This window comes from Glutamicibacter protophormiae (assembly GCF_014647495.1).
GTDB classification, from domain to species: Bacteria; Actinomycetota; Actinomycetes; order Actinomycetales; family Micrococcaceae; genus Glutamicibacter; species Glutamicibacter protophormiae.
Genome location: NZ_BMPH01000004.1, coordinates 166,453 through 182,487, shown reverse-complemented (window position 1 = coordinate 182,487; position 16,035 = coordinate 166,453). Strand labels below are relative to the sequence as shown.

Sequence of the window (16,035 nt, the reverse complement as noted above, 5' to 3'; positions counted from 1 at the left end):
GAGGGCCGAGAGGGAAGAAATTGCTCCGGGTTCCGGACCTCTAACTGAAAAGCGTCAACACAATCGAATGGCCGTTCCACCGGCGATGGAATCGCATGTGGAAGGCCGGCGGCCTCGCTCCTTGCTTGTTGGCTATGCAGCTGGGGCCTACGACTTGTTCCACATCGGTCATCTCAACATTCTCAGGCAAGCGAGACAACGTTGCGACTATCTGATCGCTGGAGTCGTGTCAGATGAAATGCTGAGAGCAAATAAGGGCATCGAACCTTTCATTCCGGAGGACGAGCGTTTAGCTATCGTCCAAAGTATTGAATTCGTCGATGAAGCAATACTTGAAGATTTACCTGACAAGCTAGAAACGTGGAAAATCCTGAAATTTAATGTTTTCTTCAAGGGCGATGACTGGCGAGGCACAGCGAAGGGCCAGGATCTTGAAGAACGTTTCGGCAAAGTTGGTGTCGACATCGAGTACTTGCCGTATACCTTGCACACATCATCAACTAAGCTCCGGATGGCCCTGGATAACTTTGAACGGATAGCTCGAGGTCAGTAGCCAGCGGGGTCGATTGGGCCTTCCAGCCATCGACTTCGATTTGGCATGATGAAATTGGCCTTGCGGGGCGAATAATTGGTACTTCTTTGCTGGATGGGTCGGTTAGCTAATTCGCCTCTTGCCTTCCAACTCGTTCGTGGTTCACGGCGGCTCCTACCGCCTTGGCCGCTGTGGCAGTGGCGGTGAAAATTGTGAGCGACGTGCAGGGCGTCCCCAAAAATGCTCATCTGCCTGAGGGGCCATTGACGCATCGTTACTTGGTGCGTGCATGATATCGCGTGGACGAAAATCTGTAGGCCGCGAACTTTTCGGGTCGATGTCCCGCACGCGTGATTTCGAGAGCGTCATTTTCGGTGCGGCCAAGCTCTGCTTACCTGCTCCAACCGGGGAAATGTGGTCCGGGCAGAGGTTATGGCCATCTGTTTGGCACCTCCGGCTACTGCTGCCGAGATGGAAGACATGAGCCGCGCATGATGGCAGTCGAGCTGGGACCTGAGATTCCAATGAAATCGGGTGCGCGGCAGCGGGCAATCGTTTTGCAATGACTTCCTTTTTAGTCTCCGCCGCTGGGGAGAACGGCGATGGATGCCACGCCTACCAGATCTTTTGTCCGAAAAGACCGATATCAGCCGAACACCTATGACGATGTTCGCAATCTTGGGCTGGCGTGGGGCTCAATCAATCTGAATATCATGCGATCAACGTTTTTCGAGTATTAGTGCGTAGAGATTCTAGTCACACAAGTGTTAAACGGGTATCTCCATGCCCGTGCTTGCTACGCCTGATGGACATATGCTTGAGGGCAACTGGGAAATCGTATGGTGCGCATGCGGCTATTTTACTTAGCTTGAGCAGGTCATCGTGTTATTTGGGGGACACTGTGCAGGTAAACAGGCAGCCCGTGCTGCTTTCGGAAATTTGGGGGCGCATCGTATTTAGATGGAAGACGGTATGTACGGTACTGGTACTTACCGTCATCGTTGCTTTGGGCTTTGGCGTCGTCAACGGAACAAGCTATTCGGCCAAAACAGTTCTGACTGTTAACCCGCTAACTACGAATCCGTTTTCATCGGCGACGGCGAGCCAGCAAATTAACATTACGACCGAACGTGCCATCTTGGGCTCTAGCGAAGTGGCGCGGAGGGCAGCAGAAGACCTAGGAGAGGAAGCCAGCGCGGCTTCGCTGAGCGAAAACGCAAGGATCGAGGCACCGCAGGGCTCCCAGGTTCTTACCGTGACCGTCGTTGATGCGAATCCTCAGCGTGCAGCGGATAAAGCCAACGCTTTGGCAGCGGCCTATCTGGAATTCCGTGCCGAGGGTGCCGCGCAGGTCGCGGATACGTACATCAAGGCAATCGACAAGCGCATTGAGACTCTGAGCCAGACCGGAAAAAACGGTTCATCCTACGAGCTGGCACTCGCTGACCTCGTCAATCAACGTAACGACCTCTCCCTTGTAGCAGAGAATCCGGGCCGTATCATCGGTTTCGCAGACCCGGCTGATGCTGGATCGTATGCGGGTTTGCTTCTGTACGCTGTTGCAGGGCTCGCCGGAGGCCTGGTCCTGGGACTGATCGCTGCCGTCGTCCGGGACCGTTTAAGCAAAACCGTAGGAAACGCGACTCGCCTGGCCGAATTGACTGGTTTGGAGGTACTCGCCTTGCGTAACCCCGCAGACCGTGAAGGGATGCGGTGGATCGTCAGGTCGCAGATAGGAACGGGGGAGCCCGGGACACGGTACCCCAAGGCCATTGGGCTGCTGGGTCTTGGCCGAACCCCGGAAGCAAGAATCCGTTCGCTCCTCTATCAGGGATTGAAAGCACGGGAGCAACACAGCTACAGCATGTCTCTGGCTGCTATCTCGCCAGAGGAACTTGATCGTGGTTGGCCGGACTCAGCCGCGCGAAGTGCATGGGCCGGCATGGATACCGTGCTTATTGGAATTCCGACTGAGGTTGCAGACTCCCGAGTGGCTTTTTTGAGCGACAGATTTTTGGACTCAATAATCCTGTTGGTCGATGAGACGACACCGATCACGGCGATAAGCCGTCGTGTGGCGTTCCTAGGCGGGATGAGCCAAGGAGCGATTTGCCTAGTTTTCATTGAAAAGCCGAAAGGCCACAGTGAAGGGTCGCCTAATCGAGATTCTAGGGAAATAAAGGTCGAGGAGAGCGCTGGCGTCATTTAGGCGTCGGAATCTTTCGGCAAAAATTCTGCAAAGGGGGAGCAGATGAAAATTCTACTAGTGACATCACCGGGTGGTCACCTGGCTCAGCTACTGTCATTGAAGTCGTGGTGGGGCAAGCATGAACGTGATTGGGTGACATTTAATCAGTCCGAGGTGACCTCGTCCTTGAGCGGCGAGAGGATTTCGTGGGCCTATTTTCCGACGTCCAGAAATGCCTTGAACGCCATTAGGAACTTTTGGCTGGCATGGCCTACGCTGCGTCGAATCCGTCCGGACGTTGTGATTTCCAATGGTGCCGGGGTCAGCGTCCCGTTCTTCATCGTCTGCAAAATCATGAAGATCAGGACGGTCTACATCGAGTGCTTTGACCGAATAACTCTGCCGACGATGAGCGGAACTATCTGCTATCCGATCAGCGACCTGTTCTGCGTGCAGTGGGATGAACAGAAGCGATTTTATCCTGATGCTGTGAACATTGGACATTTGTTATGACTGCTTTGACACTTCTTCAGGAAACGCTCGATGGGGTCCAGCCCGAGATCGTGGTTTCCGTGGGAACAGATCTTCACTTGTTTAATCGGCTCATCGATTGGGTCGATGATTGGCTGGGCAGCCAGGAGGATCGTCCGACCTGCCTAGTGCAGTACGGCGCCAGCCGAGCCCCGAGAAATGCGCTGGGGGTTAGCCGCATGTCTCGCGACGAATTGCTGGACCTGTACGCGGGGGCAAAAGTGGTTGTCGTGCAAGGCGGCCCCGGGTCCATTCTGGACGCCCGGGAGGTTGGTGCTCTGCCTATCGCCGTGCCGCGATGGCCGGAAAACCAAGAAGTCGTCGACGGGCACCAAATCGCATTTACCGAAACCATGGAACGCCACGGGGAAGTGGTCGCCATCCATTCGGAGGATCAACTGCGCTGGTCCTTGGACGCCGCGTTGGAGAATCCGGATTGCTTCCGTAAAGCCCCGAGAATCAGTGATCCGACAAACGCCACGGCGTTTCTCGAGGCGGAAATCGAAAAGCTAATCAATGATCCACGGAATCCGCAAATGCTGAAAAAAGCCTGGTCGATGATGCGTTCACGAAGTTCAAAGGCAAATGAGGGACGCGGCTCGCGAGCCACGAATCCGGTGGGGAAGTTTGTGCGAACTTCGATTGATAACCGAGGCCTGCAACAGCCATGAAGAAGGTTCAGCGTATTCAGTTCTCGCGGGCCCTCGTGGTTGCCATGCTACTGGCCGGCTTAGCAGGCTGCGTCCCGCAGCAGTCGCAATCCTCCCAAACCGAGCCATCATCGGATGCTGCTGGAGCCGTATCGGCAATTCCCGGTGCAAGGGAAACTGCTTCTCCGGAGGCGGCCGCAACGAAGCCTTCCAGAGCGCCCGAAACAGGTCCGTCAACCGGAAACGAGGTCGTGCCTCCAGCGTCGGACGACCCGACGTCGGCCCGTGTGATCGCCACGGACGTCAAGCCGCCAAAAACCTGGCCGCAGAAGTCCCGCAAGAGCGATGCCGCTGAACAAGCGGTCACTAACGGGTTCATCGGCAAGTCCGAGAATATGACATCTCCGAATTTCGGAAAGAAGTTGTTGAGCCCGGAGACGGCCATCGGATCACCGCCCGACTACACCGGTGTTGCCAAAGGCGCTGCGCTGGGTGAACTCGAGGCCCAATACATGGAGTATGCCGCCAGCAATTGGAAGCAAACAGGTGAGATCTTGATTGTCGGTGAGCCGAAGGTCGAGGATCTGACTATCGATGATGTCGTGACTCATCGAGTGTACTTGTGCATCGACTCCAGCGGCATCCAGGTCACGGAATCGGACGGGTTCGTTGTCACGCCTACGGCGAAGCCCGGAACACGGACCGCGCTGAATATCTATGATCTCCAGGAGCACGAAGGCCAGCTTCTGGTGGTCAACCATATTTTCCCTGAAGATCCCAACTGTTGATTTTAGGTTCGGTAGAGACCATGAAACGTGCATCTAGATTTGCCCGACGGGGAAGCGCGAGCCTCCCTCTTTGCGCCGCAGCCATTGTTGCCCTTGTCGTGTCGAGCCTGAGCGCGATGAGCCACCCGGCAGAAGCTGCCGGCCAGCCAACATTCGATGGGTCGAGCGAACTTAACGCGGCGGCATCCTGCTGGGAAGCCAAGAAGATCGACCCTTCGTCCGCGTCTGGTATTTACTGGTTGCAGACCCCAGCTATGGCAGCTCCGCAGCAATTTTACTGCGACCAGGAAACGGACGGCGGCGGGTGGGTGCTGATCGGTCGAGGCCGCCAGGGCTGGAAGGAAACTTACGAAGGGCTTGGAACAGCCGCCCAGGTACGTTCCACCGTCACAGGCCAAGGAGCGTTCGCGCCCAAGCAGCTAGCTTCGAGCACCATCGACGAGCTGCTCAACGGGAAATCGGCCCAGACGCTCAGCGATGGAATCCGGCTGCGTCGGGCCTTGGACGTTGACGGATCCCAATGGCAGGAAGCCCGATTCCAAACCAGCAAGCGAGAACGCTGGACGTGGGCATTCTCCTCCCAGACCCCCATTACCAGCTACAAGTTCGACGACCAAACGGGCAATGGCGGCACCACCGCATCCTTCGGCTCCGGCCAAGGCACCTCCAGGGTGGACACGAACGAAGCGCAGACGCAGGGCTGGACCCAGGGATGGGCTTTCGGCTCGTCCATTTCCGGCACGAGCGCGAGCAACAGCTATCTCTGGTCGGCCTCCGCCGGCGTGGGCAACGCGCGGCCGTTCACCCAGATGTACCTTCGACCGAAGCTGCTGCAGGCAGATTTGGACTTCGGTACGATTCCCGATGGCGGAACGCCGAAGTACGAGCAGCGATCCATGCAATCGACCGGAGCCATGCCGACTGTTTGGGGCGTGAATGGCCTGGCCTCAGGTAGCGGCGAGCTGCGGACCGAGGCCCAGACCTTTGCCCAAATTGGAAACACCGTGTTCGTCGGGGGCAATTTCAGGTACGTGCAAAAGGACTCAGGCGGCACCGGGCGCGTAGAGCAGTCGTATATCGCTGCCTTCGACGTGACGACCGGAGAGTTCCTGCCGGGATTCAAGCCGAAGCTCAACGGCCAGGTCAAGGAACTCACGGCACTGCCCAACGGTTTGCTGGTGGCCGGCGGGGAATTCACGCAGGCCAACGGCCAACCAACGGTGGGCATCGTCGCTTTGAACGCGACGACCGGGGCTTCCTCCACGTCGTGGAAGGTAGGGATGGAAAACCGGATCACCGGTGGCTCCGTGTCCGTCAGGTCTCTGGGCGTGCACGGCCAATGGCTCTATATTGGCGGAGCATTCACCCATTTGACCGGCGGGACCAATACCAGTGCGGTCTACGCACGATCTGCCGCGCGAGTCTCCGTGGCAGACGGTACGGCCGACCGCAACTGGAACCCGGCCTTCAACGGGACGGTTCTGGACGTGGCTCCTTCTAAGGACGGCAACCGGCTCTACGCCTCGGGATACTTCACCTCGTCCAACGGCGTGCCCACCGATGCGGCGGCTGCCATCCGTACGGCATCCGGAGCGGGGGTGGATACCTGGAACTGGACGCCGAGTGCTCCGGCGCACTTCCAGTTCGGAATTGCCGAGGAGGGCGGCCGTGTATGGCTCGGAGGATCCGAGCACAGCTTGTTCAGCTTCAATCCATCGACTTTCGAACGGCTGTCCACCAACATCACCCGGGCCGGTGGTGACTTCCAGGATGTCACCGGCCAAAACGGCCTGATCTACGCGGGTTGCCACTGCGGAAACTGGAACTACACGGGTGGAACCGTGTGGCCGGGGCCCGGACCCAGCTGGAGCATTGCCGACAAGATCAATCTCGTGGGCATTTGGGACGCAACCACCGGACACTACCTGCCGCAGTTCAACCCGGTGATCAAGGGTCGTGGCGGCTACGGCATCTGGGGCAACTTCGTGGACAGCCGCGGAGTGCTCTGGAGCGGTGGAGATCTCGTTTCTTCAGTACGCACCAACGGTTCAGGCCAATGGTCCGGCGGGTTCGCCCGGTTCGCGCTGAATGATTCGACCGCCCCGGGGACACCGGGCGGGGCCAAGGCCGTGAGCAACGGGAGCACCGATACGCTGTCGTGGACGGCGTCCAGCGGATCGCCGGCCAGCTATCAGGTGCTGCGCGGCGACAGGACGATTGCCACAACGACAAGCACGAGCCTCCAAGTCGAGCATGTCGACGGGGCCCGCTATTTCGTCCGCGCAACGGACGCCGCGGGAAACCGCTCGGCTTCCTCGAAGGTGTTCCGCGCAAGCACGGATACCGTCCCTGCCGGTTCGATCCAGTACATCGCTTCGGCGGAGAACTGGAAGTTCCGATTTGAGAACAGCGCGCCGCCGGCACAATGGGCCACTACGGGGTTTAACGATGCGTCGTGGAGCACGGGCAAGGCCCCGCTGGGCTGGGGCTCGGCGAACCTCGGCACCACGCTGGCCGCACCGGGCACGAAACCGCTGTCCTACCATCTGCGGAAATCGTTCAACGTCGCCGATGCCAGCAAAGTCTCCAGTTTGGAATTCGAGACGATCGCCGATGACGGCATGGTGGTGTACCTCAACGGAGTTGAGGTGGCCCGCGCCAATATGGGATCCGGCAACATCTCGTACAACTCCTATGCGACCACGGCGCCGAGCACGAGTGCCGCGCAAGCGAATCCCGTGAAAGTCACGGTTCCAGGCTGGGCCGTGCATGATGGGAACAACGTCGTGAGCGTCGAAGTCCACTCCAATTACCGGAGTACTCCGAATTCGTCCTTCGACCTGAAACTGACGGGAAACCTGGGCACGCAGCCCGACCCGCCAGCTTCTCCGGTGGTTAACGAACCGGCCATGGCCGTCGCATCCGGAGCCACGTGGAAGTACAGGTTTGAGAATTCTGCTCCCGCAGCGAACTGGGCGGCAGTTGGAATCGACGACGCTGGATGGGCGCAGGGCAAGGCCCCGTTGGGCTGGGGCAGCACGCAGATCCAAACCGAACTGGCCGCGGCCGGAACCAAGCCATTGACCAGCTACTTCCGCCATGGTTTCACTGTGAAGTCCCTGGCGGGGGTGCAGGAACTGCAAATCACAACCCGATCGGATGACGGGATAGCGGTCTATGTCAATGGTGTCGAGGTGGCGCGGAAGAATTTGCCGACCTCGGGGCTGACCTACCTGACCTATGCGACGGCAGCGCCGCGGACCAGCGCAGCGCACAACGCGCCGCTTGAGGTGACGCTTCCCGCCAGCGCCCTCAGAGCGGGAGCGAACGTCATCGCCGCGGAAGTCCATTCGAATTGGCGGGCGACGCCGGATTCGAGCTTCGAACTCGAAGCCGAGCTGGTGAGCGGAGCGCAAGCGCAGAACGTGATGAAGAAGGATCTGGAGAAGCTGGGGCTGCTGGATCAATAGGGGAACGGCGCCTGCATGGGGCAGCGCCGAGCGAGCACAAACTTTTTGGGGGAGCAGTGAGAACAACAGAGGCGCGGACACCTGCGGGAGTCCGTCCAACATTCATGCAGGTCTTGAACGAGCTGGATCATGCGCAAAAACCGGGTGACGGTGTTCCCGCGTATTCGCGGTGGGTCAACCGTCGGGCCGCGCGCGTTTCTGCGGCCGCAGCCGTTTCGATGGGGCTGGGCCCGAACGCGGTCACGCTGGTCAGCGCCTGCGCCAGCACCATCGGGTTGCTGCTGCTCGTGGTGGTTCCAGCCAGCTGGGGAAGCGGGCTTGCCGCGGCAGCGCTTTTGGCGCTCGGGTACGTCATGGATTCCGCCGACGGACAGGTGGCCAGGATCACCGGAACGGGCAGCCCCGCCGGCGAATGGCTGGATCATGTCGTCGACGCCGTCCGCACCCCGGCGCTGCATGTCGCCGTATTCTTCGGATTCCAGCTGTCATTTGGGATCGAATCGCCCCTGAAGTACTTGCCCCTGGCCTTCGCCCTGCTGTCCGTGGGGCATTTCACCAGCCAAATCCTGGCCGAGCAGCTGAGCCGCTACCACACGGCCCGCACGGAATCCTCCGCAGGCGCAGGCGATGCAGGCGACCCAGGGCAGAAGGGCATCCTCTGGTCGATTCTGATTCTTCCGGTCGACACAGGGGTCATGTGCTGGGTATTCGTACTGTGGGGGAGCCAGACGCTGTTCCTTGCCAGCTACGTGATCCTGTTTGGCTTCGCAGCAGTTTTTGCCGGAATCTCCGCACGCCGGAAGTACGCACAGTTGAAGGGCCTGGGAAAATGAACCAACTCCACGAAGACACCAGCACAGCACGGGGACAACAGGAAACTCTTGCCAGCGTCAGCGCGGTCATTACCACCTGCGGGCGCCCCGAACTGCTGCGCAAGGCAGTCAGGTCAATACTCGACCAGTCCTATGAAGGAGCCATCGAAGTTGTTGTCGTTTTCGACAAGATCGCCGTAGACCCGCTCACGGACATTGAGGTTCCGCCAGGCCGGAGGCTGTCGACGATCCCGAATGCGCGGACGCCGGGTCTTGCCGGGGGACGGAACACGGGCATCCTCGCTGCCGGAGGGGACGTGATCGGGTTCTGCGACGATGACGATGACTGGCATCGGGAGAAGCTGGTACGGCAGATGTCGACGTGGGAACAAGCTCCCCAGGCAGTGGCCATTGCCAGCGCAATTGATATCCGCACCGACGGCTCCAATATTGTCCGCACCCCGCCGGCGCAGGTGTCCTTCGACAATTTCCTGCGCTCCCGGGTGACGGCCGTACATCCTTCCACGATGCTCTACCGGCGCGCGGACCTCATTGGCCGCATCGGCCTGGTCGATGAGCAGCTTCCCGCGGGCTACGGCGAGGACTACGACCTGTTGATCCGCGCAACCCGCTTCGGGGATGTCCACTCTACCCAGGAGCCCCTGGTGTCAGTCCTCTGGGACAGGCCGTCCTTTTTCGCGGGCCGCTGGGAGAACATCGCTGCGGGATTGAGCTATATTCTCGCCAAGTTCCCGGAGTTCGAGGGCAGCGCCCAAGGCACCGCACGGATCGCCGGGCAGGTGGCGTTCGCCCAGGCTGCGCTGGGCCAGCGGAAGCTGGCTCGCAGCTGGGCCCGGCGTTCCCTGCGCAGCGATTGGAAACAGCTGCGGGCCTACGCCGCCTTGGTGGTCTCAACCGGCCTGGTTGATGCTGGATGGCTTGTGCGGCAAATGCAGAAGGCGGGACGAGGCATTTGACACCGTATCGGCTGTACACCACCGGCCCGACCGCGGCCATCGGGGGCGTAGGCACCCGGGAACTGCCGCGCTGGCCGATCGCCGCGCTGCTGGTCGGTTTTCCGGTGTGGTGGTTCCTGGGCGCGATCCCACTGCTGCCGCCGGTGCTGGCCACGGTGATGGTTTTTTATCTCTTGAATTCGAAAAGAGTCAACTTCCTGCCGGGTATGGCTCCCTGGTTCCTGTTCCTCATCTGGGTCGCCGCAGCAGTGGTGAATGTGCACGGCACCGGGGATCTTATCGGTTTCGGAATGCGCGCCATGGACCTGATCCTGGCTGGCGTGAGCATGCTCTATGTGGCGAACGCGGGGTTTTCGCTGCCCAAGGAGCGAATCGTCAACTATCTGGTGATCGTGTGGATCGCGATTGTCGCCCTGGGCTTCGTGGCCTTGCTGATCCCCGAAGTCAGGGTGAAAACCGTTTTGGGAGCCGTGCTTCCCGAAGCGGTGACCACCAATGAACTGGTCCGCAATCTCGTGGCCCCGCCGCTGGCGGAGGTCCAGCGGCCGTGGGGTGCCCCGGAGCCCTTCTACCGTCCGGCCGCGCCGTTTCCCTATGCCAACAGCTGGGGCGCAGCCTTCGCCATGCTCGTGCCAGTGGTCCTTTCGCGGATGGCCACCCTACGCCGCTGGAGGTCTTTCGTACTGCTCGGAGTGCTGCTGGCGCTGTCGTTCATTCCCGCCGTTGCGACGAGCAATCGCGGAATGCTTGTCGGCCTGGCGATCGCGGTGGTGTACGCCCTGTGCCGGCTTCTGGGCCTTGGGCACTGGAAGATGGCCGCGGCATTTTTCGGTGGCGCGGCACTACTTGGGGTGGGGCTGGTTGCGAGCGGAGCCGTTAGTGAGATTCTCGGGCGTCAGGAGTACAGCGATTCAACCGGCGGTCGTATGGCGCTGTACGTGAAAACCTGGGAACAGAGCCTTGAAGCCCCGGTTCTAGGGCATGGTAGTCCGCGCATCGATCCCACCATCGGGGTGTCGCTGGGCTCCCAGGGCTTCCTGTGGACGCTGATGTTCTGCTATGGCTTCGTGGGACTGGCGCTGTTCCTCTACTTTTTCGCCGGGGGATTGCTCCGGACCTGGCGGCAGTCATCGGTGGCCGATGTGTGGCTGCACGCTGCGATTCTGGGCGGCCTGTCCTTGATCCCGTTCTACGGGTTATCGGTCTTGCAATTGTGCGTGCTGGCGATTCTCCTGACGGTGCTGCTGCGGCAAAGGTACGTGGGTAACCATGGGTGAGCGGGTGCTGGCCGGCAACGCCGCATCCAAGGCGCCGGGGACAGCCCGCACGACGATACTGACCTTTTCCAGCGTCCTGTGCGGTGCTGTCCTCGCCTTCGGAACCACGCTCTATGTGGGCAATCAGGTCGGGGAAAAGGGAGCAGGCCTGTTCTTCCAGATCATGGCATTTTTCTCCATCGCCACCGTGTTTGTCACCTTCGGGGCAGATACCGGGCTGGTGCGTTCCCTGGCCGCGATTAAGGTCCTGGGCACCCCCCGGGACTTGCGGCGCACGGTGGCCATCGCCGGGGTGCCGGTTCTGATTTTCGCCGCCTTGGCAGGTCTGACGCTCTGGGTGGTGGCAGACGCGCTGGAGAACTTGTGGGGTGTCCACGGGCTCACCGAGGTCATCCGTATCATGGCGGTCATGCTTCTTCCCGCTACGGTCATGAATCTCGGGTTCGGCGCCATGCGGGGAATGGGGCGTGTAGCCGGCTTCAGCGCCATTCAGAATATTCTGCTTCCGGCAACGCGGTTGTGCACCGTGGCCCTGGCGATTCTCCTGGGCGGAAGCCTGCTGCAGCTTGCTACTTCGTGGGTGGTTCCCGTGCTGTTGGCAGCCGCGTTGGCCGTTGCGGCAACATGGCGGGCTATCGCCGGCTTCACCCCCGGCAGCGGCAGGACGGCAACTGTCGGCACGCCATTGCCGCATGCGGAGCTCTCGGCGGGAAAATTCTGGAGTTTCTCCTCCGCACGGGGAGCAAGCGCTCTGGTTGAGACGCTGCTTGAGTGGATTGATGTCATCGCTGTCGCGATTTTTCTCGGCCCCGCGGCGGCGGGCATCTACGGTGCGGTGAACCGGTGCGTCCGGCTCGGTGTGATGCTGGAGCACACGGCGCGACTGGTGACAGGTCCGATGCTCAGTGCGTGCTTAGCCGTAGGGAACCAAACGGAGGCCAAGCGCCTCTTCGGCGACACCGCGAAACTATTGGTCTGGTGCGCCTGGCCTTTCTACCTCACGCTGGCGATCTTCTCAGAAGGCGTCCTGTCATTGTTTGGAGCCGGATTCACCGCCGGCGCAGTGCCCTTGGCCATCATCAGCTTGGTGATGATGCTGGTCGTCTCGGCTGGGGGCGTTCAAAGCATGCTGCTCATGGGGGGCAAAAGCCGATGGCAATTGGGCAACAAGTTCTGTGCCTTGGCGGTCGCCGTGCTGTTCAACCTGTGGCTGGTACCGTTGTGGGGCCTTCTGGGGGCCATCACCGCGTGGTCGCTCGCGGTGCTCGTTGACAGTGCCCTGGCGACGCTCCAGGTTGCGCGCAGCATGCGCTGCAGTGTCCCGCTTCGCGAGCTCCTGCCACTGGCTGCCATCAGTCTGCTGATCTTCGGAGGAGGCGGAATGCTCTGGCGTTTTCTCCTCGAACCGAGTCTGCTCGTCGCGGCGCTCCACCTTGCAGTAGCCTTGCCAATCTATTGCTGGGTATCCGTCAGGCTCAGCAGGAGGTTTGGGCTGGAGCCCCTCGTCCAGCAGATTGCCAAGACGCTGGGCAGGCGCAAGTACCCGCTGGACGAGCACGGTCGGTGAGCAAAGCTGTGAACCTCGTGGAAATGGCCGGAAACCAGGCTCCCGGCGGCCAAGGCCTGTGCGCCTTTGAACTCAACGGCCGCACCGAGAATTCAGGCTTGCTAGCAGGTCCATGACGCAGATGCCATTGCACAGAATTGCGCACGGCTCGCCGGAGGACGCAAATGAGGATTGCCCGGCTGGATACTTCCAACCGGGCAATCCTCGGTAAATCGCGGGCCAATAACTTTCGATCGGATGAACCATCCATTTTTCACGCAGCTTGATACTGGCGAAAGGTTGGAATGGCGTAGGAAAGCATCCGAGCGTACTGCTAATGCCCTGAGGCGCTTCTGACTAGCCCTTGTAGGCCCACGCACGGACGTAGTCGATCTTGAAATCGGCGGTGTCCTTGGTGGTGGAGTCCGGCATTCCCCAGTACGGGGAACCGTACTGCATGTTGAGGCGAACATGGAACTTGGCTGCAGTCTCGAAGGCCTTTTCGTAAGCGGCGTTGCCTGCACGTTTGACCGTCTTGTATGGCTTGCCATCGAACAGCCAGGTCATTCCCTCTGGGGTCCATTCAAAGGCCCAGGTGTGGTAGCCGCCGGACAGGTCGGTGACGGGGATCCACGAGTTGGTCTTGCTCTTGCCGCTCTGGTCGTAGTGGAGCGTTCCTTCGCTGCGGTTGAACGGGTTGAAGGAGGTGTTGGCGCTGTGCGGAGTGCCGTAAGCCTCCATGATGTCGATTTCGCCACCGGTCTTGGCGCCGTCAGGACGAAGCCAGAAGGCCGGCCATACGCCCTTCGCATTGCCCTTGGTCAGCGGCAACTGCGCACGCATTTCCCAACGACCGTACTTCTGCGAGAACTTGCCGATGCTATCGACATATCCGGTGGAAAATTCACGCGTGCCGCTCTTGATGACCGGCTTGTCCATCCGCTTTCCCTTGATGGTCAGCACGCCGTCCTTGGTGGTAGCGTTTTCCTTCTTGATGATGGCTCGGTCATAGGACAGAACGCCGTGCGTTGCATCATCACGGACGGTCCACTTGGACAGCGAGCTATTGAATTCATCCTGCCATACTGGGGTTCCCCACCCAGCCACGTAGCCGTTCCCCGATGAAGGGGGAGTGGTCGGTGTTGTCGGAGGGGTCGTCGGCTTGATCGGATCAGGCGTCGAGGTGCTCGCCAACTTCATTGGTGCGATGACCAAGTCATCGTAGGACAGAGTCGAAACGGGGCTGCTGCTGCCGCGGTACGCGCTCACCTCTACAGTTCCAACGCCGGTCAGCGCGTCAGCGGAGGAGTCGGTCGCCGAGGTATTCCAGCCCGACGGTTCGGCACTTCCTACCGGCCATGCCTTGGCGCGTACGCTGACGGCAGGCTTGCCAGTGACTTCGAGCTTGAGGTTGGTCTGCTTATTTGCTGCAACCTTGAAGCCGAGCTTCACGGGCTTGGTGAGGGACTTCATGCCCTTGCTGGTCCAGCGGTTGAGTTCCAGGTAAGTGACGCCCTGCGGGGAAACGCGCAACGTTGCGCGGTAGTCTCCGGCGGCGGACTTGCGTGCGTGGAGCGACGAATAGATTCCGGCACCGCTAGTAGCCAGCTTGTTCGTGGACACCTTGTAGTTGGCGACTACGTCTTGCAGCTTGTAGTTGGTGTTGACACCCTTGGTCTTGCCCGATGCCGGCAAGGCAATGAGTGCGCGGGACCCATTGACCGAGAACTCGGTGCCCTTGCTGTTGTATGCGACAGAAGATGAGTACTTGCCCCATCCGGAGGTCTGCGTGCGCGACATGGAGTCTGAGACGATGGCCTTGCCAACGGTGTATTTCGAAGCGGCGTCTGCAGCAGACGTAGAGCCGATTACGGGGGACACCACGGCAATAGCCGTGGCAAGCGCGGCAGTTGCGGCAACTGCCTTCGCCAAGCGTTTCTTGCTGGGTCGATTGTGCGAGCGGGGGGTCTCGTTATCGATTTTCGTCAAGGGGAGGCCTCTAATCATAGGTCTATCAAGTAAGCATGCGCAGGGGGTAACAGGCGCCAAGTACTGGGGGAGGATGGGGGAGCATGTTGTTGGGGGCAACGCTCCGTATCCGACGTGAATCATGGTTGCATGCATCGAATATCGTTAGCAAATCGTTATAAACAACCTTGCGTTCGCGCGAAGTCGCGTGAATATGGGGTGTTCGAGGGCATCTGGCAGTGCAATCCTGTGCGCCGCATAAGTATCCGAATAGAATGTTGACCAGTGTTGTTCGATCCCTGAAATCCGCGCACCGGGGAGTGCTCGATGGGTCCTCGGAGCCACGCCGATTCAAGATGGCGGCAGGAACAAAGCGTAAGACAATTCACAAAATTCTGCGGTGTTTTGCAAATGTGAACTAACAGGCTTTCGATACTTCTGGATGTATCCTGCGCGGCACTTTCCGCACTGTGCGGCGGCAACGGCGATAGGCCGAACCTTGCATCTACTCACGGATGCGAAGACGGGCCGAGCGCTCAGATTTAACGCGGAGAATGGGGAAACCGTGAGGGGGCCGTGCTGCGTAGCGAAATAGTCAGCGTCATGCATTGAGAACAATCGAATGAGAGATCCTGACGCTATTGGGATGGGCGCCATACACGCGGTGCCGTTGCGTGTAGTGGCCAGCGCTCAGGACTGCGCAAGCATGCAAAACCGGGATCGTGCGCTACCGGAAATACTGCCGGTGCAACAAAGATTCGCATTCATCCGGAACAGCAGCGAGCGCCCTTGCATCGTGGGCCAGGTCGAGGCCGCTGCACGCTGAGCCGGAACACGGCGAAAAGTTGTCGCGTAGGGAGCTATTCGCGACTGCAGGCCGCAATTGACTCCACAGCCTTGCAACCGATGAAGCACTCGGGCGCGGCCCGTCCGTTAGGAGTGCACATGTTGCCCTGCAGTGTGAGGAGTGGTTGGAGGGTTGGGCCCTGCGGCCTTGTAGAATCTGCGCTCGCCGAGTCGAGCGTTCTAGCTCTCGGTGGTTCCTGCCTGCTCGGATCACGAGTTAGTGGCATCTAGGTCGTTCTAGCACTCCGGAGGCCGGGCCCTGTAGATGCTCCCAGGTTTGTTCGTCCGTGCACGAGACAGTGGACGAGTTGGACGGGCAGCGGCGACAGAAAGATTGGGGCAACATGGACACACGCTTTGTGATGGGCGTCAAATAGGTGAAAAGTAAAAGTCTGAACAGGCATGTAAGTCGAGTGAAGTGATCTTGCTTCCGGTTGGGAACTACCTGTG

The 16,035-nt window shown here is 59.9% G+C and carries 11 protein-coding genes; 10 read left to right on the top strand and 1 reads right to left on the bottom strand.

Annotation, left to right across the window (positions count from 1 at the left end):
* Nucleotides 1-85 precede the first annotated feature (85 nt).
* The 10 genes from IEY43_RS18500 (at nt 86) to IEY43_RS06955 (ending at nt 12,792) form a co-directional block, all read left to right on the top strand.
* The gene (locus IEY43_RS18500; protein WP_188947955.1) at nt 86-553 is read left to right on the top strand and encodes an FAD synthase family protein; all 468 of its coding nucleotides are present in this window, start codon (nt 86-88) and stop codon (nt 551-553) included.
* Between the two features lie 901 nt (nt 554-1,454).
* Complete coding sequence (locus tag IEY43_RS06995) at nt 1,455-2,741, top strand: YveK family protein (protein WP_188947890.1); 1,287 nt, start codon at nt 1,455-1,457, stop codon at nt 2,739-2,741.
* Between the two features lie 42 nt (nt 2,742-2,783).
* A complete protein-coding gene (gene pssD / locus IEY43_RS06990; RefSeq protein ID WP_188947889.1) occupies nt 2,784-3,233 on the top strand; it encodes a PssD/Cps14F family polysaccharide biosynthesis glycosyltransferase in 450 nt (149 codons plus the stop codon).
* On the top strand, nt 3,230-3,922 hold the full coding sequence (locus IEY43_RS06985) for a hypothetical protein (RefSeq protein ID WP_188947888.1): 693 nt from the start codon (nt 3,230-3,232) through the stop codon (nt 3,920-3,922). Before pssD ends, IEY43_RS06985 begins: the two co-directional genes overlap by 4 nt.
* On the top strand, nt 3,919-4,689 hold the full coding sequence (locus tag IEY43_RS06980) for a hypothetical protein (protein WP_188947887.1): 771 nt from the start codon (nt 3,919-3,921) through the stop codon (nt 4,687-4,689). The genes IEY43_RS06985 and IEY43_RS06980 overlap by 4 nt, the downstream gene beginning before the upstream one ends.
* A 116-nt stretch (nt 4,690-4,805) precedes the next feature.
* Nucleotides 4,806-8,159, top strand: a complete 3,354-nt coding sequence (locus IEY43_RS06975; protein WP_188947886.1) for a fibrinogen-like YCDxxxxGGGW domain-containing protein — start codon at nt 4,806-4,808, stop codon at nt 8,157-8,159.
* Between the two features lie 104 nt (nt 8,160-8,263).
* Nucleotides 8,264-8,992, top strand: a complete 729-nt coding sequence (locus IEY43_RS06970) for a CDP-alcohol phosphatidyltransferase family protein (RefSeq protein WP_188947885.1) — start codon at nt 8,264-8,266, stop codon at nt 8,990-8,992.
* The gene (locus IEY43_RS06965) at nt 8,989-9,948 is read left to right on the top strand and encodes a glycosyltransferase family 2 protein (RefSeq protein ID WP_188947884.1); all 960 of its coding nucleotides are present in this window, start codon (nt 8,989-8,991) and stop codon (nt 9,946-9,948) included. Before IEY43_RS06970 ends, IEY43_RS06965 begins: the two co-directional genes overlap by 4 nt.
* On the top strand, nt 9,945-11,225 hold the full coding sequence (locus IEY43_RS06960; protein ID WP_188947883.1) for an O-antigen ligase family protein: 1,281 nt from the start codon (nt 9,945-9,947) through the stop codon (nt 11,223-11,225). The genes IEY43_RS06965 and IEY43_RS06960 overlap by 4 nt, the downstream gene beginning before the upstream one ends.
* Complete coding sequence (locus IEY43_RS06955; RefSeq protein WP_188947882.1) at nt 11,218-12,792, top strand: lipopolysaccharide biosynthesis protein; 1,575 nt, start codon at nt 11,218-11,220, stop codon at nt 12,790-12,792. The genes IEY43_RS06960 and IEY43_RS06955 overlap by 8 nt, the downstream gene beginning before the upstream one ends.
* A gap of 336 nt (nt 12,793-13,128) precedes the next feature.
* Here the strand turns inward: IEY43_RS06955 and IEY43_RS06950 are convergent, their stop codons facing one another.
* A complete protein-coding gene (locus IEY43_RS06950) occupies nt 13,129-14,703 on the bottom strand; it encodes a glycoside hydrolase family 16 protein (RefSeq protein WP_188947881.1) in 1,575 nt (524 codons plus the stop codon).
* Nucleotides 14,704-16,035: the final 1,332 nt, after the last annotated feature.

Coding starts and splice junctions, on each gene's coding strand:
- IEY43_RS18500 (WP_188947955.1), top strand. CDS start 86: ATGGAATCGCATGTGGAAGGCCGGCGGCCTCGCTCCTTGCTTGTTGGC.
- pssD (WP_188947889.1), top strand. CDS start 2,784: ATGAAAATTCTACTAGTGACATCACCGGGTGGTCACCTGGCTCAGCTA.
- IEY43_RS06985 (WP_188947888.1), top strand. CDS start 3,230: ATGACTGCTTTGACACTTCTTCAGGAAACGCTCGATGGGGTCCAGCCC.
- IEY43_RS06980 (WP_188947887.1), top strand. CDS start 3,919: ATGAAGAAGGTTCAGCGTATTCAGTTCTCGCGGGCCCTCGTGGTTGCC.
- IEY43_RS06975 (WP_188947886.1), top strand. CDS start 4,806: ATGAGCCACCCGGCAGAAGCTGCCGGCCAGCCAACATTCGATGGGTCG.
- IEY43_RS06970 (WP_188947885.1), top strand. CDS start 8,264: ATGCAGGTCTTGAACGAGCTGGATCATGCGCAAAAACCGGGTGACGGT.
- IEY43_RS06965 (WP_188947884.1), top strand. CDS start 8,989: ATGAACCAACTCCACGAAGACACCAGCACAGCACGGGGACAACAGGAA.
- IEY43_RS06955 (WP_188947882.1), top strand. CDS start 11,218: ATGGGTGAGCGGGTGCTGGCCGGCAACGCCGCATCCAAGGCGCCGGGG.